Here is a 21,249-nt window from a genome sequence, read left to right on the forward strand (position 1 = left end):
GGATCGGATGCCATGCATCCGATCCTTTTTCACATCCGCCGCTATTGATCGATCGCCACCCACACCGCTTTCGGTTCAGTGAAGTTCTCGATCGCGACATCGCCATGCTCGCGACCGAAGCCCGAATCGCCAGCACCACCCCACGGCAAACGCACATCCGTATAGCCGTAAGTATTGATCCACACCGTGCCCGCCTTCAGGTCGCGCGCCACGCGATGCACGCGGCTCAGGTCAGCGCTCCATACGCCGGCCGCGAGACTATACGATGTGCCATTGGCGATGCGGACCGCGTCCGCTTCGTCATCGAACCGAATCACGCTTGCCACGGGCCCGAAGATTTCTTCCTGCGAAATGCGCATCTCGTGCTCGACATTCGCGAACACGGTGGGCTCGACGAAAAAGCCGCGATTGCCGACGCGCGCGCCACCCGTCACGAGCGACGCGCCTTCCGAGCGACCTGTGTCGACATAGCTCAACACGGTTTTCATCTGCGCGGCCGAAATCAGCGGTCCCATCGACGTTTCGCGCAGCGACGGATCGCCGACCTTGATCGACTTCGCGCGCGTAGCCAGACGCTCGACCACTTCGTCATACACGTCACGATGCGCGAGTATCCGCGACCCAGCGGAGCACACTTGCCCCGTATTGAAGAACACGCCCGACGCCGCGGCGCGCACCGCATTGTCGAGATTCGCATCGGCAAAGATCACGTTGGCCGACTTGCCGCCGAGCTCCAGCGTCACGCGTTTGAAGTTGCCCGCCGCGCCCTGCAGGATGCCTCGTCCGACCGAAGGCGAACCGGTGAACGTGACCTTGTCGATACCGGGATGCGACACCAGCGCGTCACCCACCACACTACCCTTGCCGGTGACGATATTGAGCACGCCCGGCGGCACACCCGCTTCGAGCGCCAGCTCGCCGATGCGCAACGCGGTGAGCGGCGTGATCTCGGCAGGCTTGACGATCAGCGTGCAACCGCATGCGAGCGCGGGCGCGATCTTCCACATGCCGATCATCAGCGGAAAATTCCACGGCACGATTGCAGCGACCACGCCGACCGGTTCGCGCAGCGTATAGGTCAATGCATCGGGACGCGTCGGCACCACCTGGCCGTTGATCTTGTCGCACCAGCCTGCGTAGTATTCGACGGTATCGATCGCGGCGGGCACGTCCTGACGCATCACCGCGGCAATCGGCTTGCCGCAGTCGAGACTTTCGAGCGCGCTGAGTTCTTCCATGTTCTCGCGCATCAGACCCGCGAGCCGTTGCAGGATCCGGCCGCGTTCGGCGGCGCGAATCGAATTCCATACCTTCAAAGCGCTGCGCGCCGCGCGCACCGCGGCATCGACGTCGGCGGCGCTGCCTTGCGCGACCAGCGCGATCGGATCTTCGGTCGCGGGGTTGATATCGACGGAATATTCGCCGGTGCCTGGCGGCATGCGCTTGCCGTCGATCAACAGATCATGTTGCCTGAGGTCGGACTGGATATCCATCATGAAGCTCCTTGAGTAGGACGTTATGTGGCTGACTGGCGGCGCATCGATCGAATGCCGCGGCAGGCACTTCCTCCGCATGACCCGTCGTCGATGCGACGAACTGCGCCCACGCAGCAGCCGCATTGGGACGAAGCGAGCGGTTTCTGCGGTGCATGAGTACCGTCGTCAATGTCGTTTCGGGAACCAGCGGACGACTCACCAACGAAGCGCCCGGCGAAGGCCAATGCGCATCGACAGGCAATATGCCGACACCCAGTCCCAATTCGACCATGCGCGCTACCGCCGCGACGTGTCCGAGTTCCTGCATCGGCCGGCGCTTCAATTCGTTCGCGGCGAGTACGGGTTCGAGCGCGGCACGCACGCCGGTATCGGCATTCAGCGTGATCAGCGGACAATCGCGCAACGCGTGCCATTCGATGCTGTCGTTCTGGGCTAGCGGATGTATGGATGGAAGCACCGCATGCAGTGGCGTAGTGAAAAGTACCTGAGCATGTAAGAGAGGACTATCGACGGGTGCGGTCACGCAGACCGCGCCGAAATCCACTTCACCCTGCTCGACACTGGACATTACGCTGCATTGAGGCTGATCCTTGACCGACACGACGAGTTCGGGATAAACCGACGCGCACTGCGCCAAAGCCCGCGGCACCCAGCCCGACGACAACACCGGATTACTCGCGAATAACACGACGCCCGTGTGTCCGTCGTAAGCAGCGCGCTCTTCGAGCAGCGTCAATTCGATTTCGTCGAGCAGCCGGCCGATTCTTCTCTCGAGACTCGCACCCGCATTCGTCAGTTCGACCTGGCGTGTCGTGCGATCGAACAGCTTCAATTCAACCGCGTCTTCCAGTTCACGCACACAACGGCTGATGGCCGACTGCGTCAGATCGAACTCGCGCGCCGCGCGCGTGAAACTGCGCTCGCGCGCGACCGCGACGAATACCTTGAGCTGCTGCAACGAAACATTCATGGCGTCGGTTCCGGGCGCGCGACGCTCACGTTATTCGCCGGACTGTTCCGGCCAGTGACTCATTCTCGACGCATTGCCATTGCCATGACCCGCGACGGCCAGCGCGCCCTGAGGTTCATCGTGCGATTCGATCCAGCGCGTGCGCATCGGCTCGAGGATGAACTTCGCGGAAATGCCCGCTGCGATCGTGATGATGGCGGAAACGATGAAGACGAGGTTCCAGCCGCCCGTCGCGGCGAGTACCGACGCGATCGGCACCAGCAACGAGGCCGTACCCTTCGCGGTGTACAACGTGCCTGCATTGGCGGCCGCATACTTGCTGCCGAACGTATCCGCGCAAGTCGCCGGGAAGATCGAGAAGATCTCGCCCCAGAACAGGAAGATCAACGCGGCAAAGGCCATGAACGCATACGGATTGCTGCCGAACTGCATCATGCCGAGCAATGCGAGCCCTTCGCCGATGAAGATCACGAACATCGTGTTTTCACGGCCGATCTTGTCGGAGATGAAGCCGCACAGCGGACGCGTCAAGCCGTTGAAGATATTGTCGATCGACAGCGTGAGAGTCAGCAGCGGCAACGTCGCGCCGAAGACCGACATCGGAATGCGCGCTATGCCCCAGTCTTTCGCGATCGGGCCGATCTGCGCGGTCGCCATCAAACCACCCGCCGCGACCGCGACGAAGGACGCGTAGATCACCCAGAACACTGGCGTTTTGATCATCTGTCGCGACGTGAAATCGACTTTCGACACCGCGAAGCGGCTCTTGCGTACCCCTGCCTGACGCAAGATCGGCCGCGTCAGGAGCATCGCGAGCAGCAGAATGCTGACGCCTTGCACGATGCCGAAGAACAGGAACGTCTCTTCATAGCCGCGGCGCGTAATCATGTTTGCAATCGGAATCACCGTCAGCGCCGCACCCGCGCCAAAGCCCGCGGCCGTCAAACCAGCGGCGAGACCGCGCCGGTCGGGAAACCATTTGAGCGCATTGCCGACACATGTTCCGTACACGCCGCCCGCGCCTATGCCCCCAATCACCGCGGCGAAATACAACATGCCGAGCGTCGTTGCATACGAATTGAGAATCCAGGACAAACCCGCGCATAGCGCGCCGCCTGCCACCACCGGGCGCGGCCCGAATCGATCGACGAGCCAGCCCTCGAACGGCACGAGCCACGTCTCGGTCAGAATGAAGATCGAGAACGCGAGCTGGATCGACGCCTCGCTCCAGTTATGCCGCGCATGCATCGGAGCCACGAATAACGTCCACGCATATTGCAGATTCGCCACCAGCGCCATGCATATCATGCCGATGACCAATTGCGACCATCGGTTACGCCATGACATACCCGTCGTCGATTGCTGGGTGATATTGTCCATGAGCCTTGTCTCCACTATTTATTTAGTGCAGCCGGCTTACGCGCCGCGCTGGATGCGTCCCGCCTTATCGTTATGGCCCGAGAACTTCGCTATTCGGGAAATCTCGAAGTCGATGCTTTCATGCTTTTCCGCAAATCCCCCGACCCCGCGTTTCGATGATAGTTCTTGCTTTATTCCGACGAGAACCACGCTTCGTGCCGGTAAGCATTGCAGCTTATTCCCCGCTATTGAGTCCGCCGCACCACATATCTATGCGTTAACCCGCGTATTACGGTGGCTATTCGGCTTGTTATGGGTTTCATGCTAGGGTCATCGCTGAATTACTCATAATTAAAGTTTGTTATTATGTCGATTCACGTTTCCTTATACATCGACCATGACGATGCGCAATGCAACTCTGCGGCAACTGAAGGTCTTTGAAACGGTGGCGCGCCACCTGAGTTTTTCGCGCGCCGCGGAAGAATTGCATCTGACTCAGCCAGCCGTTTCCACCCAGGTCCGGCAACTCGAAGAACATGCGGGGCTGCCTCTGTTCGAGCAACTCGGCAAAAAGATTTATCTGACGCCGGCCGGCACCGAAATGCTTCACTACAGTCGCGCGATCATGCAGCAGTTCCATGAAGTCGACGAAGCGATGAGCCAGTTGAAGGGCGTCTCCGGCGGCAAGCTGAATGTCGCCGTGATCAGCGCCGGCGACTATTTCTTTCCGCGCCTTCTCGCCGAATTCACGCGTCGCTATTCGGGTGTCGATCTGAATCTCGCGGTGCACAACCGCGAAGAACTGCTGCATCAACTGGCGACCAATCAGACCGACCTCGCGGTGATGGTGCGTCCGCCGCACGAAACCGACGCGACCAATGAACCGTTCGCGCCGCATCCGTACGTGATCGTCGCGGCGCCCACTCATCCGCTTGCGCACAAGCGCAATATCCGCTTCAGTCAACTCGCGAACGAAGCGTTCATCGTGCGCGAACGCGGCTCCGATACATGGAATTCGATGGAAGAGGGTTTTGCCGGCCGACTGTCCAATCTGAAGATCGCGATGGAGATCAAGAGCACCGAGACGATCAAGCAGGCGGTCATTGCCGGAATGGGCATCGCGTTTCTGTCCGCCCATACGATCAGCCTCGAATTGCAATTGGGTCATCTGGTCGTGCTCGACGTCGAGAGCTTTCCGGTCATGCTCAATTGGTACGTCGTGCATCGGAAGAACAAACGTCTGCCGCCGGTCGCCGTTGCCTTCAAACGCTTCCTGATGGAGGAAGGCGCCAATCTGATCGAAAAGATCACGCGCGTGAAGGAACTGAGCGTGCATAAGCCTTAAGCTATGGAAAGCCAATAAAACTTTAACTATTACAAATCGATCGCGACTTCTATGCTGCAAACGAGTTCTCTCACTTGCGAGCCGAGGAGGCCGATCATGAACCACACTCCGGTTGAATCCCGTATTAGTACGCGCAACGCTCGCACAGCGGCGGCGGATCACCAGGACCATCCCGACGATGCGCATCTGAGCGCCTACAATGCCGCGTTCAGCGATCTCGGGCTGCGGTTTCGCTGGGACCGCGCGACACTCGACATGCTGAAAGAGTTCAATGGCGAGTTGGCGCGAATCACCGCTTATATCGAGCGCTATCACAGCCATCTGCATCGCGCGTACGATGCCGACTTTCTCGCGCAACTCATTCTGCACAGGAAGACGCAGTACTACAGCGAATTCGCCGCGGCAGTTGGTGACTAGAAGCATTGAACAAGACTCGGGTGGCGGGATCATCAGCCCGCCGTCTTCGCGATTGGCAATCAGGTTTGTCAGGGGCGTTTGCATCGTCGATTAGCGGCGCGCAGTGAAATGAACCGGCCGCTTGTGCGTACATTTGCGTGAACCGTCGCGCTCGCGCCCATTGCTTCGTCTACCGTCACGCGCATTCCGACGATCTGCCCAGGCGCTCAAGCGCATCATCGCCGGCGCGACATCGCGAAGCGCCCACGTCTGCTCTTCTCCACCATGCCACTCGAGGTTCGCGAGCAGGCCCGGCTTGCCGATCGCCAGGCCCTCGCTGCGCGCAGCGACCGCACGCATGCGCGGTGCGCAACCGTCGTGATGCGCCGCGTGAGCGGGGTCGGCCGAGTACTCGCGGCTCAGCATCAGATGCACGCCCATCGCCATTGCCAGCGCGCCCGTCGCGAGCAATGCCGCGAGTCCGAATGGCTGTGCCTGTTCGGTGACGAAGCTGTGACCGAGCCAGCCGCATAACAGCAGCGCAAACAGATTGACGACGTGATGGCCCGGCAGCGCGGCCGCCTCGCGTTGCAATACGCCGCGCATTTTGCAGAACGCGATCGCACAGGTCGCGAAGATCAGCGCGCCGATCAATACGGCTGAAAATAGTTCGATGCGTTCGGTGTTCTCGCGCGCCGCGGCCAATAGGTAACCCATCAAGCCTATCGACGCGACCGCCAAACCAATGCCGCTGCCGAGCAATGCAAGCATCCGGGCCCTGTGTGTCGGATCTCGTTCGCGCACGCATGTGTGCCGATGCGCCGAACGCCCGCCGAACTGTTGTCGCGTGAGCGCGGTCACTGCCACCGTCAGCACGGTGACCAACGCCATCGCGACGGCCACCGCAAGCAGCAGCAACAGGTCCGTCAACACGGCACTCCCACAGGCTTGCGGCATGCGTGATCCTCCGTGATGCGATGAAAAGGCAAGAGCCCGAGGTCCCTGCCCTCGTCAACCGGCGTTCGCGGTATCGCCCGAGCGCCGTGGCTCGTCGCGCGGCGCCGCGCTCAAGGTATTGCTCAGCGTGCCGATCCCATCGATCGTGATCGACACCGTTGCACCGTCCTTGATCGAACCCACGCCCACCGAAGTGCCGCACGCGATCACGTCGCCGGGTTCGAGCGTCAGATCCTGTGAAATCAGACTCACCTGCTCGGCCGGCGAAAAGACCATATCGGCGAGCGGATAGTTCTGACGCTCGACGCCGTCGAGCGTCGTCAGCAGGCGCGCGGCCCGCCAGTCGAAACCGGAGACGATGGCCGGACCCAGACAACAGAACGTATCGAAGCTTTTCGCGCGGCACCACTGCGGAAAATGCGGATTCTCGTTGAGCAGATCGGCGGCGGTGACGTCGTTGACGAGCGTGAAGCCGAAAATCGCCGCCTCCGCCTGCTGCACATCCAGATCGCGGCAACGCTGGCCGATCACGATACCGAGCTCGCCCTCGTAGACGATCTTGCCCGCATAATGCCGCGGCCGGCGGATCGGCTCGCCCGTGCCGATTACCGACGCCGCCGGCTTCATCAGAAACAGCGGATGGGTAGGCACGGGTTTGTCGAGCTTCGCCGCGAGCGCGTGATAGTTATTCCACAGTGCGACGATCTTGCCCGGCGCGCACGGCGCCAGCGGCGTCAGTGCGCGCAGCGACAGAACCGCGCCGGTCGGCACCGGCCGCGCGAGACTTTCGTACTCGTGCAGGTAGGCGCCTTCGACACGACCGAACACGATGCCGCCGTCGCCCGACATGAACCGCATCCACGTCTGCATGCCTCGCTCCTAGATCGCGCCAGCCGTGCGCAGCGCCATGATCTGCTCGGCCGAATAACCGAGCTCGGCCATCACTTCATCGGTATGTTCGCCAAGCAGCGGCGAGCGTTTGACGTCGGTCGGGCTGTCGGACAGCTTGATCGGATTGCCGACGGTCAGATACTTGCCGCGCTGCGGATGATCGACTTCGACGATCGTGCCGGTTTTGCGCAGCGACGGCTCCTCGGCAATTTCCTTCATCGACAGGATCGGCCCGCACGGAATGTCGTATTTGTTCAGGATCTGCATCGCCTCGAACTTGGTCTTCGTCATCGTCCAGCGTTCGATTTCGGCGAAGATCTCCTTCAGCCGCGGCAGGCGCGCGGGCGCTGTCGCGTAGTCGGGGTCCGTGGCCCACTCTTCCTTGCCGATCACGTTGCAGATCTTCGCCCACACGGGCGCCTGCGTGATGAAGTAGATATATGCGTTGGGGTCCGTCTCCCACCCCTTGCACTTCAGAATCCAGCCCGGCTGCCCGCCGCCCGACGCATTGCCAGCGCGCGGCACCGCGTCGCCGAACGTGCCGTTCGGATATTGCGGATACTCTTTCATCACGCCGGTGCGATCGAGCCGCTGCTGATCGCGCAGTTTGACGCGGCACAGATTGAGCACGCCGTCCTGCATCGCGGCGAGCACGCGTTGGCCGCGTCCGGTATGCGTGCGTTGATAGAGCGCGGTGACGATGCCGAGCGCGAGATGCAGCCCCGTGCCGCTATCGCCGATCTGCGCGCCGGTCACGACCGGCGGGCCGTCGTCGAAGCCGGTGGTCGACGCCGCCCCGCCCGCGCATTGCGCGACGTTCTCATAGACTTTGCAGTCCTCGTAAGGACCGGGACCGAAGCCCTTCACCGATGCGACGATCATGCGCGGATTCAATTCCTGAATCCGCTCCCACGTGAAGCCCATCCGGTCGAGTGCGCCCGGTGCGAAGTTTTCGACCAGTACGTCGCATTTCTGGATCAGCGCTTCGAGCACCTGCTTGCCTTCCGGATGCTTGGTGTCGATCGTGACCGAGCGCTTGTTGTGATTGAGCATCGTGAAGTAGAGGCTATCCACGTCGGGAATATCACGCAGTTGCTCGCGCGTGATGTCGCCCGCGCCTGCCCGTTCCACCTTGATCACGTCCGCGCCGAACCATGCGAGCAATTGCGTGCAGGTCGGTCCCGATTGCACATGCGTGAAATCGAGGATGCGCACACCGTCGAGTGCCTTGGCCATGTCGTGTCTCCTGAACGATGAAGGTTATTTGTACATGGTCTGGTTCTTCGTGCCCGGTGCGTATTCACGCGGGTCGACCCAGATGTTGACCACCGCCGAGCGGCCGGTGCGATGAATCGCTTCGCGTGCACGCTGTAGCGCGCTCGCGATCTGCGCGGGATCGCGCACTTCCTCGCCATAGCCGCCGAGCATTTCGGCGAATTTGCTGAACGGCACGTCGCCGAGCAGATTGCCGACGTTGCCGCGTTCCTCGCCGTACTTGGCAAGCTGTCCGTAGCGGATCTGGTTCATCGCCGAGTTGTTGCCAACCACCGCGAGATACGGCGCGCCGAAGCGATTCGCTGTTTCCATGTCGAACGCGGTCATGCCGAACGAGCCGTCGCCGTAATAGCAGAGCACTTCCTTGTGCGGATGCGCGAGCTTCGCCGCGAGCGCGAAGCCGGTGCCGACGCCGAGCGAGCCGAGCGCGCCGGGGTCCATCCACTGCCCCGGTCGGCGCGGCCGCACCGCTTGCGCGGAGATCGTCACGACGTCGCCGCCGTCGCCGATATAGATGGTGTCGTCGGACAGGAATTCGTTGAGTTCGTACGCGACGCGATACGGATGAATCGGCGTGCTATTCGAGCGGAACAGCGGCAGCAGTTTTTCGGTCGCGGTCGCTTCGGCGTCGCGCAACTGCGCCATCCATTTGCGGCGCGCCTGACGCCTGTCGTCCTTGATACGACCGCTCGCGGCTTGCAGCACGGCAGCGAGAATCGCGCCCGGATCGCCGACGAGGCCCAGATCGATATCGCGATTCTTGCCGACGGTTCGGTAGTCCATATCGATCTGCACCAGCGTCAATTCCTTGCTGATGCGTCGGCCGTAGCCCATGCGGAAATCGAACGGCGTGCCGACCACGATCAGCACGTCGGCATTCGCAAACGCCTGCGAACGCGTGCGATCGAAGTGATGCGGATCGCCGGGCGGCAGCAGTCCGCGGCTCGCGCCGTTGAAGTAGCCGGGAATCTCGATGCCGCGCAGCAGCGCGATCGCTTCCTCGTGACCGCGCGCGGTCCACACCTGCTGACCGTACAGGATCGCGGGGCGTTCGGCGTTGACGAGGATATCGGCGAGTTTTTCGATGTCGCGCGGATCGCCGATCGATTTCGTCGACGCGCGATAGCGGCCCGGCCGCGGCACGATCGCGCGCGTCGCGTCGACTTCGCGGTCGAGCACGTCGCGCGGAATTTCCAGGTAGGCGGGACCGGGCGCGCCGTTGAAGCATTCGCGAGCGGCCATCGAGATCATGTCGGCGACGCGCTCGGTGCTCGATACGCTCGCGGCGAACTTCGTGATCGGCGCCATGATGTCGACGTGTGGCAGGTCTTGCAGCGAACCCATCTTGTGCTGGGTCAGCGCGCCCTGCCCGCCGATGTGCAGGATCGGGCTTTCCGAGCGGAACGCGGTGGCGATGCCGGTCACCGCGTTCGTGCAGCCGGGGCCGGCGGTGGTCACCACGCAGCCGAGCTTGCCGGTCTGGCGCGCGTAGCCGTCGGCCGCGTGCGCGGCGACCTGCTCGTGGCGCACGTCGATGATGCGGATGCCTTCGTCGACGCAGCCGTCGTAGATATCGATGATGTGGCCGCCGCACAGCGTGAAGATCGTGTCGATCCCCTCGTTTTTCAGCGCCTTCGCAACCAGATGGCCGCCCGACACGATGCCCGCGTCGCGGGTCTTTTGCTTGAGCGTGTCGTCGGCGGTCGTGGTGGCCGTGGCCGGACTCAGGGATGAAACAACTGCAGACATGGTCATCTCCTCATCTATCGGATGTGCAACGGTTATCGACGGACGCGTCCGCTTCGATATACGTCCGGCTGCACCGACGTCTCACGGCTTCGAAGATACCGTATGTGATATATCACATTGGTTCAAGCCAAATTTCGAGACAGAAACGGCGCGAGGTTCGTGCTGCTCAAGCTTGCCAGCCGTCGCTTTGCGCTGAATCTGCAAGGCTTTGCAGCGTTTGTTTCAAGGGAAAACACCGAGTCGCGAATGGCGGCTGTCGCTGTTGATATATCACATACCATATTTTTAAGACCGTCAAGCACGGTTTATCCCGCAGCGGGCGGTAGCCTTCCGTGCAGGTGCCACCGCTCGCGCGAAGCGCGCGCGAAAAAGCCCGCGGTGCTTGCACACCGCGGGCTTTTCCAAATCGGCAGGCAATCAGGCGTCTACGCCGCCATCAATCGAGAAAATCGCAATTTGCTTCGACGAACGCCGCGAGATCGAGCGAATGCTGACGCGTGAGCCGCTCGGCCAGTTCGGTATCACGCTTCTCCAGCGCCTCGATGATGCGCAGATGATCGACGATCGAGCGCGCGGCCCGGTCGCTCTGCGAGATGGTCATGCGCCGGATCGCGCGCACGTGGATGAAGATGTTTTTGATGGTGTCGAGAATGATCTGCGACTTCGACAACTCGACGATCGCCTGGTGAAACGCGATGTTCGCGTCCGAATACTCGGCGATATGCTCGGCCGGCGTCGTGTCGCGGAAATTGTCGAACATATGACGCAGGCGGCCGATTTCCTCGTCGGTCGCATGCAGCGTGGCAAGGCGCGCGGCCATGCTTTCGAGCGCGGCCCACATCTGGATCATCTCGACGATTTCGCGCTTGCTCTTGCGCACGATGTAGATGCCGCGCCGCGGCACCATGCGCAGGAAGCCCTCCTGCTCGAGCAGTGTCATCGCCTCGCGCACCGGCGTGCGGCTCACGCCGAGCGATTCGCTGAGCACGCGCTCGTCGAGACGGATTTCTTCGCGATTCTGGTAGATATCCGCGTCGGCGATCGCCTGACGCAGCATCGCATAGGCCTGATCGCGCAAGCTCGCGCTCGCGCCGATAGGCTGCAACGACAGGGTCAACGGGGTGGCCACTGTTTCAGTTGGAAGTTCTGACGACATTCATCGCCTCTGCTTGAACACGCGCGCGATTCGGCGCCGCCGCTTTGCCGCGCTGCTCGCCGAGCCCCACGAAGCGGCCATGCTGCGATGCACGCGCTCCGATCGAGTCGGGAATCCAGTCGGTCAGCAAAACGGTGGCGGCACAGCCCAACCCTGCGACAGCGACGGCGAACAGCGCGAGAGGTACGAATTCCACGTGCAACTCCGAAGATTGAGAAAGATGATTCCTCAATCATATGCTGCAACGCCGCATTTTTCAATATTCGGTATGTAGTATATCAACACTGTTGTTTTTAAGATGCCTCACGTTAGCACGCCATAGGCTCCGTGGCTCGCCCACATCATTGCCCGCGATGGGCTCCTTGGCGCTTGGTGTAAACACGCAAAATGCGCGCTATTCGCGCAGCCGCGTGCGATCATCGCGCATTTTTACCATTGCGCGGATTGTGGATTCCGGGTCGCGTCATTAACCTTCCGGACATCCTGCCGCGCAGCGATCGCATCGAATGCCCTCCCGGCGCGGCGCGATCGACTCAAGCCCATGTCACGTTGAAGGAGACTCGATGAGCACCACCCACCCGCAGGCCGCAGTGGCCACGCACCGCAAAGCGCGCAATCAGGCTCGCAAGGCCGCGCTCGGCAGCTTTGTCGGCGCCGTGGTCGACTGGTACGACTTCCTGCTGTACGGCATCGTCGCCGCGCTCGTGTTCAACGCCGAGTTCTTCCCGAACGTCGGCCCGGCGATGGGCACGCTCGCCGCGTTCGCGACCTTCGGCGTCGGGTTCCTGTTCCGCCCGCTCGGCGGCTTCGTGTTCGGCCACTACGGCGACCGGCTCGGACGCAAGCGGATGCTGGTGCTCACCGTGATGATGATGGGTCTGTCAACAGCCGCGATCGGTCTGCTGCCGGCGTTTTCGACGATCGGCTGGCTGGCGCCGGTGCTGCTCGTCACGCTGCGCGCGATCCAGGGCTTCGCGGTCGGCGGCGAATGGGGCGGCGCGGCGCTGATGGCCGTCGAAAGCGCGCTCGAGAAAAAGAAGGCCTTCTACAGCAGCGGCGTGCAGGTCGGCTACGGCGTCGGGCTCGTGCTGTCGACGGGTCTCGTTGCGCTGATCAGCCGCTCGATGGACAACGCCGCGTTCCTCAGCTGGGGCTGGCGTCTGCCGTTCCTGTTCAGCGTCGTGCTGGTGCTGATCGCGTTGTGGATCCGCTCGAGCATGGAGGAGTCGCAGGAGTTCGTCGAGAAAGTCGGCCAGCATGGCGAGCGCCGCGTGCGCCTGCCGATCGTCGAAGCGCTGCTGCGCCATCCGAAGGCCTTTCTGCTGATCATCGCGCTGCGGCTCGCCGAGCTGTTCACGATGTACATCGTCACCGCGTTCGCGCTCAGCTACTCGACCACGAACCTGCACATGCCGCGCGAATTCTTCCTGACGATCGGCTTCGTCGTCGGCGCGCTCAGCTGTGTGACGATTCCGTGCTTCGCGTGGCTCGCGGATCGCTTCGGGCGCCGTCGCATCTATATGATCGGCGCGCTGGTCGGCGTGTTCAGCGCGGTGCCGTTCTTCCTCGCGCTCGAAGCGCGCTCGACCATATGGATCGTCGTGTTCGCGGTGATGCTTGCCAACATCGCGCACGATATGGTCGTCAGCGTGCAGCAGCCGATGTTCACCGAGCTGTTCGGCACCGAGTACCGCTATAGCGGCGCGGGTGTCGGCTATCAGGTGGCGAGCGTGGTCGGCGGCGGCTTCACGCCGTTCATCGCGGTCGCGCTGGTCAGCTTCGCGGGCGGCTCGTGGCATCCAGTGGCCGCATATCTGGCGATCGGCTGTCTGATTTCGGTACTCGTTGCAGCGCGCATGAAGACCGGCCGCAGGGTCGATTGATACCGGCGAAACTCGCCGCCGATACACGACGGGCCGACGTGGCAAAGAAGCCGCGCCGGCCCGTTTCTTTTTCGTGCCGGGCGACCTGCGCGGCTCGCTTGTCGCGCACTTTGCATAGTGCCTCTAGTCGAAAGTTCGGGGCGACCCGTTCGGCGCGTCCCACGATTTGCAGAATCGCGTGAAGAGTCGTCGCGTTTGACCAGGATCACACCTTATGTCCGCGCGCTTCATATTGCGAAGCCATCGTCCACGTCCTATTGTCGACCCAGGCATGATTTTCGGGTGTGTTGGACCGGTCATATGAAATAAAAGTACATATAGCGATGACGGGGCCGCCCGCGCAAGTTACACTCCGCCGCCTCAGGTAATTGCACGAAACGCCGATAAACAGAACAACTGTAAGGAGACCCACTTATGAGTAGCATCAGCGAGCCGGGCAGCCAACAAGGTTCAGCCCCATTCTTTTCGAAACAGGCCACCATCGCGCAGCCCGGTTTCTCGCGCTGGATGGTGCCTCCCGCCGCTCTGGCCGTGCATCTGTGCATCGGCCAGGCCTACGCGTTCTCGGTCTTCAACGGACCGCTGACCAAGGTGGTCGGCATCACGCAGTCCGCGCCCGATGACTGGTCGCTGACCGCGCTCGGCTGGATCTTTTCGCTCGCGATCGTGTTCCTCGGTTTGTCGGCGGCGTTCGCCGGCAAATGGCTCGAACACGTCGGTCCGCGCCGCACGATGTTCACGGCCGCTTGCTGTTTCGGCGGCGGCTTCCTCGTGTCCGCGCTCGGCGTGTACCTGCATCAGATCGTGCTGCTGTATCTCGGCTACGGCGTGATCGGCGGGATCGGGCTGGGGCTCGGTTATGTGTCGCCGGTGTCGACGCTGATCCGCTGGTTTCCGGACCGCCGCGGCATGGCGACCGGCATGGCGATCATGGGCTTCGGCGGCGGCGCGATGATCGCGGCGCCGTTGTCGGTCGCGCTGATGAAGCACTTTCAAAGCGCGACGAGCATCGGCGTCGCGGAGACCTTCATCGTGCTCGGCATCGTCTATTTCATCTCGATGACGATCGGCGCGCTCGCGATCCGCGTGCCGCCGGCGGACTGGAAGCCGGCCGGCTGGACACCGCCCGCAGCGACGCAGCACCGGCTGATCACGAGCAATCACGTGCATATCGACCAGGCGCTGAAGACACCGCAGTTCTATCTGATCTGGCTCGTGCTGTTCCTGAACGTGACGGCTGGCATCGGCATTCTCGGCCAGGCCTCGGTGATGATCCAGGAGAGCTTCAAGAACACGGTGACGGCTGCCGCGGCGGCCGGCTTCGTCGGGCTCCTGTCGCTGTTCAACATGGGTGGGCGTTTCGTGTGGGCGTCGGCGTCGGACTGGATCGGCCGCAAGAACACCTACTACATCTTCTTCGCGCTCGGCGCGGTGCTCTACTACCTCGTACCGAGCTTCGCCGCGAACGGACAGATCGCGCTGTTCGTGCTGACGTACTGCATCATCCTGTCGATGTACGGCGGCGGCTTCGCAACGGTGCCGGCCTATCTCGCCGACATGTTCGGCACGACGTTCGTCGGCGGCATTCATGGACGTCTGTTGACCGCGTGGGCCGCGGCCGGCGTTGCGGGTCCGGTGCTCGTCAACTACATCCGCGCGTATGAAGTCGCGAACGGCGTAGCGAAAGCGGACGCGTACACGATGACCGTACACATCATGGCCGTGCTGCTCGTGATCGGCTTTATCTGCAACCTGCTGGTCAAGCGTGTGGACGAGAAGCACCACATGACCGATGCACAAGTCGCCAAGGGCGCGTGAGGAGATCCGTATGTCGACCGTTCAAACCGTACATCCGACCAACAAGGTGATGCTCGCGGTGTTCTGGCTGTATGTGATGGTGCCGCTTGCGTGGGGAGTCATCAATACGCTGACGCAGGCGACGAAGTTGTTCAAGTGACGATGTGATGTGGCGCGCACCCCGGCCTGGTTGAAGGACGGGGTGCCGAAAACAGGCCACGCCGCGGTGCACCTCTCACCGCCCCAACCCGCTATGCGCGATCTGCTGCTCGACGAACTGCGCAAACAATGCATGCATATGCGTGGTCGGATGCAGATCATCGGCGAACATGTAAGTCCGATCCGCGTTGGCGCTCACATAGGTCGCCGGCGAGCATAGCAGCGAGGTGTCATCGGGCGTTTTCTTCGGATCGCAGGCCTGCCCCGTATTCGACACGGTAAAACCGTTCGCCTGAAAGCTTCCGATCACCTGATTCGTCCACGTGTACGAATCGATCTCGATCACCTTCGATTGCAGCCCATCGGTTTGCAGCGCGCTATTGAGCGTAGCGTTGAATAGCTGCGACAACTGCGTGAGGTTCGCGCCACCATCGGCCGAAGCGAGCCCCTTCGGCGACAGCCCGATATTCGGCACATTGATCACCACCACATGCACGCCGCCGTTCTGCACGATCTGCCCGACGAGCTGGGCGAGCGTGGTGGCCGCCGCCTGCACGACCGGCGCAGCGGCGGGCAGGTTGCCGGCGCGCAGCACATCGTTCGAGCCCGCCCACACGAGCACCAGCTGATTGGCGTTGAAGCTGCCGTGAGCGCCCAGATAGCTCGACAGTTGCTGATTGACCGGCATTTCGATGTTGCCGATGACGTCGCTCAGGTAGTCGTACTGGTTCGCCGGTGTCGCCACGGTCGAGCCGCCTTCCGCATAACCGAGGCCGCTCTGCGCACTCAGCCTGTGCGTGAGATCGATCGTGAACGCGGCGCTCAGCGTATCGCCGTAGTATTGCGCGACGTTCTGGGCCCATACCTGGCCGGGGTTGGTGGTGAAACGCCCGCCGCCCACCGCACTCGCGAGCGGCGCATAGGTCCCGACGTCCGACAGGCTGTCGCCGAACGACACCACCTGCAGTTTGACGCCGCCGGCCGGCTCGGTCGCCGTGCCGCCGCCGTTACTCGAGCCGCCGCTGCCGCTGCCGCCCCCGCCGCAAGCCGACAGCAGCACGACCGACATGGCAAAAACTACAGCGCGGACCTTGTCATTTATGCCTCGCATTTGCTCCTCCTCGCCAGGCGGGCCAGACGGTGCCGCGTGCCTGGCGTGCGCGGCCGGTACCCGACCGCACGCGGCTCTTCAACCAAGCATCGCGTATGCCCAGCAAGGAAGTGCGGCCCGCTCAAAGCATCTCGAACACCACCTCCTGCGCACCCTCCCACAGCACCTTCGTGCCGAGTTCGCGCAGTTTCTCCCGGCCTTCGACGATCGTCAGAAAATGATTGCCCGCGAGTTGCCCCATCTTGCTCGCGAAGCAGCACGAGCCATAGGCAAGGATGATCTCGGTCTCGCTATAGCCGCCCGGATAGAACAGGATGTCGCCGACCGACGGATGGCTCGTGTGATTCCGCGACCCCGTCGTTCTCGAGCTTGAATTCGCCGAGCGGCACCCAGCAGCCCTCGCCGCTCCAGCGCACGTGGATCAGCTTTTGCCGGTACGGCAGCAGCTTCAGGAACGCGGCCACGGTCTGCGGCGCATCGGGATGCGTTTCGGCGATGAAGGTGTGGCCGCAGGCGGTCATCTTGAGTCGGGTCATGGCGCGTTATCCGGTGTATGAAATTGAAAGGCGCTTCGATTCTGTCGTCCGATGCAAGGTTTCGACAGGTACACTTGTCCGCATCGCGGTCAGTCCAGTTAGACCAGATCCGATCGCAGGTGGCGGGCCGAGCCGCAAAGCCTTGCGCGACGTGCGATGCCAGTTTGCAGTGCGCGCAGCCACGAATGTTCGTAGTTTGCAAGCCGCGCAATGCAACGCACACTGCGCAGGTGCGTGATTCCGACTGGAGAAAAAACAAGCCGTTGCGGCTCGTCCATCTCAACCGCGCAGCCGGTAGGCGAGCGGCGTCGCGCCATAGCCACGCTTGAATTGCACGGAGAAGTGACCGGCATTCTCGAAGCCGATTTCGAGCGCGATTTGCAGCACGGTTCGATCCGTGGCGCGCAGCAGCCTCGCCGCTTCCTCGAGCCGTAAGCGCGTGACGAACTGGTGTGGCGTCTCCCCGGTCTCGCGGCGAAACACCCGGGCAAAATGAAAACTGCTTAGGCCGGCCTGCTCGGCCAGTTCGGCGATTGCCAGATCTTCGGCGAGATTGGCGCGGATGTAGTCGGTCACCCGGCGGATGCGGCGCGGCACCAGCCGTTCGGGCCTCGTCGCGCTGCCGCGGCGCGCGCCGTTGCCGCTCGAATAGTGCTGCAACAGGTGCGCGGCGAGCGCGTGAACCAGCGTATCGACATACAGACGCGAATCGGCGGGATCGCGGGCGGCGCGATGCAGTGCGGCAAGCATCGCGGCGATCAGCGGATCGTTGAAGCGCATCGCGTCGCCGAGCGACAGTTCACGCGACGCGTCGAGCCCCATCTGTTGCGCGACGCTGTCGATCAAAGCGCGCTCGATGTGCACGTGCAAGGTAGACAACGGCTCGTCGCTGATCGAATGCCAGCGCCACGAGATCGGCGTGGGCGGCACGAACCACAGGTCGTTCACGCGCATATCGGCGCTTTCCCAAGTTCCGCCGAGGTTGCGTTCGAGATGCTCGGCGCCGCTCGCGAGCGTCATCAGCGTGAAGTCGCGCAAACCGGGCGCTTCGAGCAGGTCTTGCCGCACCGGTTCGAGATACGAGCGCAGCACCAGATGCCGCCACTCGCGATCCACGCTCGACACGAGCCGCTGGCCGGCCATATAGCGGTCGTAGGCGAGCGTCGTCGTGAGCTTGGGAATTCGTGCCATCACATCCCTTCGAAGGAGGTGCCGTATGGAAGGAGAAGCGCCGCCGTACCCGTATTGCCGGTCCACTGTCAGCGCAAGATCACAAAAATGATAGCAAGGAACCGGCTACCGACATTTCACGAAATCGCTAATCATTGAGGTTGTCGAATTTCACGCGTTTAGAACGCCGGAGCTACCGTTTCATGGAACATGAATGCGATACGCTGCCGCAATGGCTGAACGGCTCGCCGCAAGGCGAAGCCGGGCACGCGTCGGCAGCACACCCGAGAGCGGCATCCGCCCAACCGGCTTACCCGGCCGGCGCGCGGCACGCCGCGAAATCAGCCCACGCGGCTGAAACAGTGAAGATGTCTCCCCGTACCGTGAATGGCGCGGGGCGCAGTGGCTTTCTGACTCTGTTTACCGAGGAGGAGATCGGCACGCCGTCGCCCGCGGCGCGCCGCGCCGCGCCGCTGATCAGTCCGCTCGGACGGTTCGGCAGCGCGCAGGACCGCATGGAGTTCGTGCGTCAGCGCATCAGGCAGCTGGGCTTCGACTCGTTCAGCTATACCGCCACGCGCACGTCGTCGCATCACAAGACGATGTTCGTATTGACGAGTTACGAGTCGCAGGCATGGCTCACGCGCTATTTCCGCGAGCGCTATTTCGAGCTCGATCCGCGCGTCGCGCACGCGTCGCCGACCGGCATGCCGTTTCTGTGGAATACCGCCGATCTGCGCGCCGATCTGCCGCGCGCGCAGTTGCGCAGCGAGCGGCTCGGCGCTTTGATCGACATGCTGGAAGCGGCCGGGCGCAAGAGCGGCATTCTCACGCAGATGCCGCTGCCGGAGCCGGAGCTGAGCGCGAGCCTGTGCTTCAACTCGGCGATCGGCAACCCGCGCTGGATGACCGAATCGATCGTCGCGGAAACGCTGATGTTCGCGCACTCGATTCACGAGTTCATCTGGACGCACGCGAAAAGCGTGATCGGCATCGCGCCCGCGCAGCAGCAGCGCATCGCGCTGAGCAAGCTGCAGCATGCGGTGCTGAAGGCGGTCGTGCAGGGGCAGCGGGACAAGGAGATCGCGTATTTCCTCGGCCTGTCGCCGCATAACGTCGACTATCATCTGCGGCGCTTGCGGCAGTTGTTCAACGTGCGCAACCGCGTGCAGTTGATCAATGTCGCGCAGGCGTATCTGTCGTAGTTGGCGTCACCGCGTATCGATGAAGAGGGCGCGACGGCTTTTCGCCGTCACGCCCTCTCCTCATTTCAGTGTCGCATTTCTATCAACTTTTCAACCGATAGCCGGTCCTGAAGATCCAGCCGACGATCACGAGGAACACCGCGAGAAACAGCAGCGTCATGCCGAGACTCAGGCCGACGCCGACGTCGCCCAACTCGAAGAAACTCCAGCGAAACCCGCTGACCAGATAGACGATCGGATTGAACAGCGTGACGGCATGCCAGAACGGCGGCAGCATGTCCACCGAATAAAAGGCGCCGCCTAAGAACGTGAGCGGCGTGACGATCAACAGCGGCACCAGTTGCAGCTTCTCGAAGCTGTCCGCCCAGATGCCGATGATGAAGCCGAGCAGACTGAACGTGACCGCCGTCAGAACCAGAAACAGCACCATCCAGAACGGATGCATGATCTGCAACGGCACGAACAGCGCGGCGGTCGCGAGAATGATGAGTCCGAGCAGGATCGACTTGGTGGCCGCCGCGCCCACATAGCTGACGACGATCTCCAGATACGATACGGGCGCCGACAGCAGCTCGTAGATCGTGCCGGTGAAACGTGGAAAGTAAATCCCGAACGACGCGTTCGCGATGCTTTGCGACAGCAGCGACAGCATGATCAGCCCCGGCACGATGAACGCGCCATAGCTGATGCCCTCCACTTCCTTGATGCGCGACCCGATCGCCGAGCCGAACACGACGAAGTACAGCGAAGTGGAAATGACCGGCGCGATGATGCTTTGCATCAGCGTGCGCCACGTGCGCGCCATTTCGAACTTGTAGATCGCGCGCATTGCGTAGATGTTCATGGGTTCCCCCGCAGCAGACTGACGAAAATGTCTTCGAGCGAACTCTGCGTGGTGTGCAGGTCCTTGAAGCGGATGCCGGCATCGTCGAGCGACTTCAGCAGCGCGATGATGTCGGTGCGGCCGCCCTCGCCTTCATAGGTATAGATCAGCTCGTTGCCGCCGTTCGCGACCGCCAGCCCATAGCCGGCGAGCGCAGCCGGCACATCGTCGAGCGGGTACTCCAGTTGCAGCGTCAACTGCTTGGTGCCGAGCTTGCGCATCAGCTCGGTCTTCTCTTCGACCAGCATGATCTCGCCCGCATTGATCACGCCGATGCGATCGGCCATCTCTTCGGCTTCGTCGATGTAATGCGTGGTCAGGATGATCGTCACGCCGCTCGCCGCGAGCGAGCGCACGAGCTTCCACATGTCGCGCCGCAGCTCGACGTCGACGCCGGCGGTCGGTTCGTCGAGGAACAGCACGCGCGGCTCGTGCGACAGCGCCTTGGCGATCAGCACACGCCGCTTCATGCCGCCCGACAGCGTGATGATCTTGTTGTTGCGCTTCTCCCAGAGCGACAGGTCGCGCAGCACTTTCTCGATGTAAGCGGGGTTCTTCGGCTTGCCGAACAGGCCGCGGCTGAACGACACGGTGGCCCAGACGGTTTCGAACGCGTCGGTGGTCAGCTCCTGCGGCACGAGGCCGATCAGCGAGCGGGCCGCGCGATAGTTGGCGCCGATGTCGTGACCGTCCACCGTCACGCTGCCTTCGCTCGCGTTGACGATACCGCAGACGATGCTGATCAGCGTGGTCTTGCCCGCGCCGTTCGGCCCGAGCAGCGCAAAGATTTCTCCACGGTGGATTGCCAGATTGATGTTCTTCAGTGCCCGAAAACCGCTGGCATAGGTTTTCGACAGATTCGTGACCGAAACGATAGGCTGCATGGACTCGATAATGGCGACACCGCTGTT

Annotated in this window: 19 protein-coding genes and 1 pseudogene; 6 read left to right on the top strand and 14 right to left on the bottom strand. The window is 62.3% G+C overall.

The window, feature by feature from the left end; genetic code table 11:
• Positions 1-41 precede the first annotated feature (41 nt).
• The 3 genes from AB3X94_RS18560 to oxlT are packed head-to-tail and all read right to left on the bottom strand — an operon-like array spanning position 42 to position 3,846.
• A complete protein-coding gene (locus AB3X94_RS18560) occupies positions 42-1,493 on the bottom strand; it encodes an aldehyde dehydrogenase family protein (protein WP_176107660.1) in 1,452 nt (483 codons plus the stop codon).
• Positions 1,462-2,466 carry a LysR family transcriptional regulator gene (locus tag AB3X94_RS18565; RefSeq protein WP_368612309.1) on the bottom strand — a complete coding sequence of 335 codons (1,005 nt, stop codon included), beginning with the start codon at positions 2,464-2,466 and terminating at the stop codon, positions 1,462-1,464. Before AB3X94_RS18565 ends, AB3X94_RS18560 begins: the two co-directional genes overlap by 32 nt.
• 30 nt (positions 2,467-2,496) lie before the next feature.
• Positions 2,497-3,846, bottom strand: coding sequence for an oxalate/formate MFS antiporter (oxlT, locus tag AB3X94_RS18570; protein ID WP_176107658.1), 1,350 nt, complete (start codon positions 3,844-3,846; stop codon positions 2,497-2,499).
• Between the two features lie 376 nt (positions 3,847-4,222).
• On the opposite strand from oxlT, the gene AB3X94_RS18575 reads away from it, so the two are divergent.
• Together AB3X94_RS18575 and AB3X94_RS18580 are read left to right on the top strand one after the other, a co-directional pair.
• Entirely contained in the window at positions 4,223-5,170 is a 948-nt protein-coding gene (locus tag AB3X94_RS18575) for a LysR family transcriptional regulator (RefSeq protein WP_176107657.1), read from the top strand.
• Between the two features lie 96 nt (positions 5,171-5,266).
• Positions 5,267-5,587 carry a hypothetical protein gene (locus AB3X94_RS18580; RefSeq protein ID WP_176107656.1) on the top strand — a complete coding sequence of 107 codons (321 nt, stop codon included), beginning with the start codon at positions 5,267-5,269 and terminating at the stop codon, positions 5,585-5,587.
• Between the two features lie 90 nt (positions 5,588-5,677).
• On the opposite strand, the gene AB3X94_RS18585 is transcribed toward AB3X94_RS18580, so the two are convergent.
• From AB3X94_RS18585 to AB3X94_RS18610, 6 genes are all read right to left on the bottom strand, one after another.
• Positions 5,678-6,523, bottom strand: a complete 846-nt coding sequence (locus AB3X94_RS18585) for an NAD(P)(+) transhydrogenase (Re/Si-specific) subunit beta (protein ID WP_368612310.1) — start codon at positions 6,521-6,523, stop codon at positions 5,678-5,680.
• A 54-nt stretch (positions 6,524-6,577) separates the two neighbouring features.
• The gene (locus AB3X94_RS18590; RefSeq protein WP_368612311.1) at positions 6,578-7,393 is read right to left on the bottom strand and encodes a fumarylacetoacetate hydrolase family protein; all 816 of its coding nucleotides are present in this window, start codon (positions 7,391-7,393) and stop codon (positions 6,578-6,580) included.
• 9 nt (positions 7,394-7,402) lie between these two features.
• Positions 7,403-8,650, bottom strand: a complete 1,248-nt coding sequence (gene frc, locus AB3X94_RS18595) for a formyl-CoA transferase (protein WP_176107653.1) — start codon at positions 8,648-8,650, stop codon at positions 7,403-7,405.
• 24 nt (positions 8,651-8,674) lie between these two features.
• Positions 8,675-10,438: a thiamine pyrophosphate-binding protein gene (locus AB3X94_RS18600; protein ID WP_368612312.1), complete on the bottom strand. Its 1,764-nt coding sequence runs from the start codon at positions 10,436-10,438 to the stop codon at positions 8,675-8,677.
• 436 nt (positions 10,439-10,874) lie between these two features.
• On the bottom strand, positions 10,875-11,594 hold the full coding sequence (locus AB3X94_RS18605; protein ID WP_013091210.1) for a GntR family transcriptional regulator: 720 nt from the start codon (positions 11,592-11,594) through the stop codon (positions 10,875-10,877).
• Positions 11,572-11,790: a hypothetical protein gene (locus AB3X94_RS18610; protein ID WP_176107651.1), complete on the bottom strand. Its 219-nt coding sequence runs from the start codon at positions 11,788-11,790 to the stop codon at positions 11,572-11,574. Before AB3X94_RS18610 ends, AB3X94_RS18605 begins: the two co-directional genes overlap by 23 nt.
• A 367-nt stretch (positions 11,791-12,157) precedes the next feature.
• On the opposite strand from AB3X94_RS18610, the gene shiA reads away from it, so the two are divergent.
• The 3 genes from shiA (at position 12,158) to AB3X94_RS18625 (ending at position 15,434) form a co-directional block, all read left to right on the top strand.
• Positions 12,158-13,477, top strand: coding sequence for a shikimate transporter (gene shiA, locus AB3X94_RS18615; protein WP_368612313.1), 1,320 nt, complete (start codon positions 12,158-12,160; stop codon positions 13,475-13,477).
• A 414-nt stretch (positions 13,478-13,891) separates the two neighbouring features.
• Positions 13,892-15,295 (top strand): OFA family MFS transporter, encoded by a 1,404-nt coding sequence (locus AB3X94_RS18620; protein WP_176107649.1) that lies wholly within the window; start codon positions 13,892-13,894, stop codon positions 15,293-15,295.
• A 10-nt stretch (positions 15,296-15,305) separates the two neighbouring features.
• Positions 15,306-15,434, top strand: coding sequence for an oxalate:formate antiporter (locus tag AB3X94_RS18625; protein WP_176107648.1), 129 nt, complete (start codon positions 15,306-15,308; stop codon positions 15,432-15,434).
• Positions 15,435-15,509: 75 nt separating this feature from the next.
• Here AB3X94_RS18625 and AB3X94_RS18630 read toward each other — a convergent pair whose 3' ends face one another.
• The 3 genes and pseudogenes from AB3X94_RS18630 to AB3X94_RS18640 all read right to left on the bottom strand — a co-directional run bounded on the left by AB3X94_RS18630 (position 15,510) and on the right by AB3X94_RS18640 (position 18,271).
• Positions 15,510-16,544: an SGNH/GDSL hydrolase family protein gene (locus tag AB3X94_RS18630; protein WP_368612314.1), complete on the bottom strand. Its 1,035-nt coding sequence runs from the start codon at positions 16,542-16,544 to the stop codon at positions 15,510-15,512.
• A gap of 121 nt (positions 16,545-16,665) precedes the next feature.
• Positions 16,666-17,080 (bottom strand): annotated as a pseudogene (locus AB3X94_RS18635) (DUF3830 family protein).
• 279 nt (positions 17,081-17,359) lie between these two features.
• Positions 17,360-18,271, bottom strand: coding sequence for a helix-turn-helix domain-containing protein (locus tag AB3X94_RS18640; protein WP_368612315.1), 912 nt, complete (start codon positions 18,269-18,271; stop codon positions 17,360-17,362).
• Between the two features lie 182 nt (positions 18,272-18,453).
• Between AB3X94_RS18640 and AB3X94_RS18645 the strand changes: the two genes are divergently transcribed.
• Positions 18,454-19,455 carry a LuxR family transcriptional regulator gene (locus tag AB3X94_RS18645; RefSeq protein ID WP_176107644.1) on the top strand — a complete coding sequence of 334 codons (1,002 nt, stop codon included), beginning with the start codon at positions 18,454-18,456 and terminating at the stop codon, positions 19,453-19,455.
• An 82-nt stretch (positions 19,456-19,537) separates the two neighbouring features.
• On the opposite strand, the gene AB3X94_RS18650 is transcribed toward AB3X94_RS18645, so the two are convergent.
• The gene (locus AB3X94_RS18650) at positions 19,538-20,299 is read right to left on the bottom strand and encodes an ABC transporter permease (protein ID WP_176107643.1); all 762 of its coding nucleotides are present in this window, start codon (positions 20,297-20,299) and stop codon (positions 19,538-19,540) included.
• Positions 20,296-21,222 (bottom strand): ABC transporter ATP-binding protein, encoded by a 927-nt coding sequence (locus AB3X94_RS18655; RefSeq protein WP_018437181.1) that lies wholly within the window; start codon positions 21,220-21,222, stop codon positions 20,296-20,298. The genes AB3X94_RS18650 and AB3X94_RS18655 overlap by 4 nt, the downstream gene beginning before the upstream one ends.
• Positions 21,223-21,249: the final 27 nt, after the last annotated feature.

This window comes from Paraburkholderia sp. BR10923, from assembly GCF_040948765.1.
In the GTDB taxonomy this organism is placed as follows: Bacteria; Pseudomonadota; Gammaproteobacteria; order Burkholderiales; family Burkholderiaceae; genus Paraburkholderia; species Paraburkholderia youngii.

Excerpts from the sequence above, each read along its gene's own strand:
- AB3X94_RS18590 (WP_368612311.1), bottom strand. The coding sequence starts at position 7,393 with ATGCAGACGTGGATGCGGTTCATGTCGGGCGACGGCGGCATCGTGTTC.
- AB3X94_RS18630 (WP_368612314.1), bottom strand. The coding sequence starts at position 16,544 with ATGCGAGGCATAAATGACAAGGTCCGCGCTGTAGTTTTTGCCATGTCG.
- AB3X94_RS18560 (WP_176107660.1), bottom strand. The coding sequence starts at position 1,493 with ATGGATATCCAGTCCGACCTCAGGCAACATGATCTGTTGATCGACGGC.
- AB3X94_RS18625 (WP_176107648.1), top strand. The coding sequence starts at position 15,306 with ATGTCGACCGTTCAAACCGTACATCCGACCAACAAGGTGATGCTCGCG.
- AB3X94_RS18580 (WP_176107656.1), top strand. The coding sequence starts at position 5,267 with ATGAACCACACTCCGGTTGAATCCCGTATTAGTACGCGCAACGCTCGC.
- AB3X94_RS18650 (WP_176107643.1), bottom strand. The coding sequence starts at position 20,299 with ATGAACATCTACGCAATGCGCGCGATCTACAAGTTCGAAATGGCGCGC.
- AB3X94_RS18585 (WP_368612310.1), bottom strand. The coding sequence starts at position 6,523 with ATGCCGCAAGCCTGTGGGAGTGCCGTGTTGACGGACCTGTTGCTGCTG.
- oxlT (WP_176107658.1), bottom strand. The coding sequence starts at position 3,846 with ATGGACAATATCACCCAGCAATCGACGACGGGTATGTCATGGCGTAAC.
- AB3X94_RS18600 (WP_368612312.1), bottom strand. The coding sequence starts at position 10,438 with ATGTCTGCAGTTGTTTCATCCCTGAGTCCGGCCACGGCCACCACGACC.
- frc (WP_176107653.1), bottom strand. The coding sequence starts at position 8,650 with ATGGCCAAGGCACTCGACGGTGTGCGCATCCTCGATTTCACGCATGTG.
- shiA (WP_368612313.1), top strand. The coding sequence starts at position 12,158 with ATGAGCACCACCCACCCGCAGGCCGCAGTGGCCACGCACCGCAAAGCG.
- AB3X94_RS18645 (WP_176107644.1), top strand. The coding sequence starts at position 18,454 with ATGGAACATGAATGCGATACGCTGCCGCAATGGCTGAACGGCTCGCCG.
- AB3X94_RS18640 (WP_368612315.1), bottom strand. The coding sequence starts at position 18,271 with ATGGCACGAATTCCCAAGCTCACGACGACGCTCGCCTACGACCGCTAT.
- AB3X94_RS18565 (WP_368612309.1), bottom strand. The coding sequence starts at position 2,466 with ATGAATGTTTCGTTGCAGCAGCTCAAGGTATTCGTCGCGGTCGCGCGC.
- AB3X94_RS18605 (WP_013091210.1), bottom strand. The coding sequence starts at position 11,594 with ATGTCGTCAGAACTTCCAACTGAAACAGTGGCCACCCCGTTGACCCTG.
- AB3X94_RS18655 (WP_018437181.1), bottom strand. The coding sequence starts at position 21,222 with ATGCAGCCTATCGTTTCGGTCACGAATCTGTCGAAAACCTATGCCAGC.
- AB3X94_RS18620 (WP_176107649.1), top strand. The coding sequence starts at position 13,892 with ATGAGTAGCATCAGCGAGCCGGGCAGCCAACAAGGTTCAGCCCCATTC.
- AB3X94_RS18575 (WP_176107657.1), top strand. The coding sequence starts at position 4,223 with ATGACGATGCGCAATGCAACTCTGCGGCAACTGAAGGTCTTTGAAACG.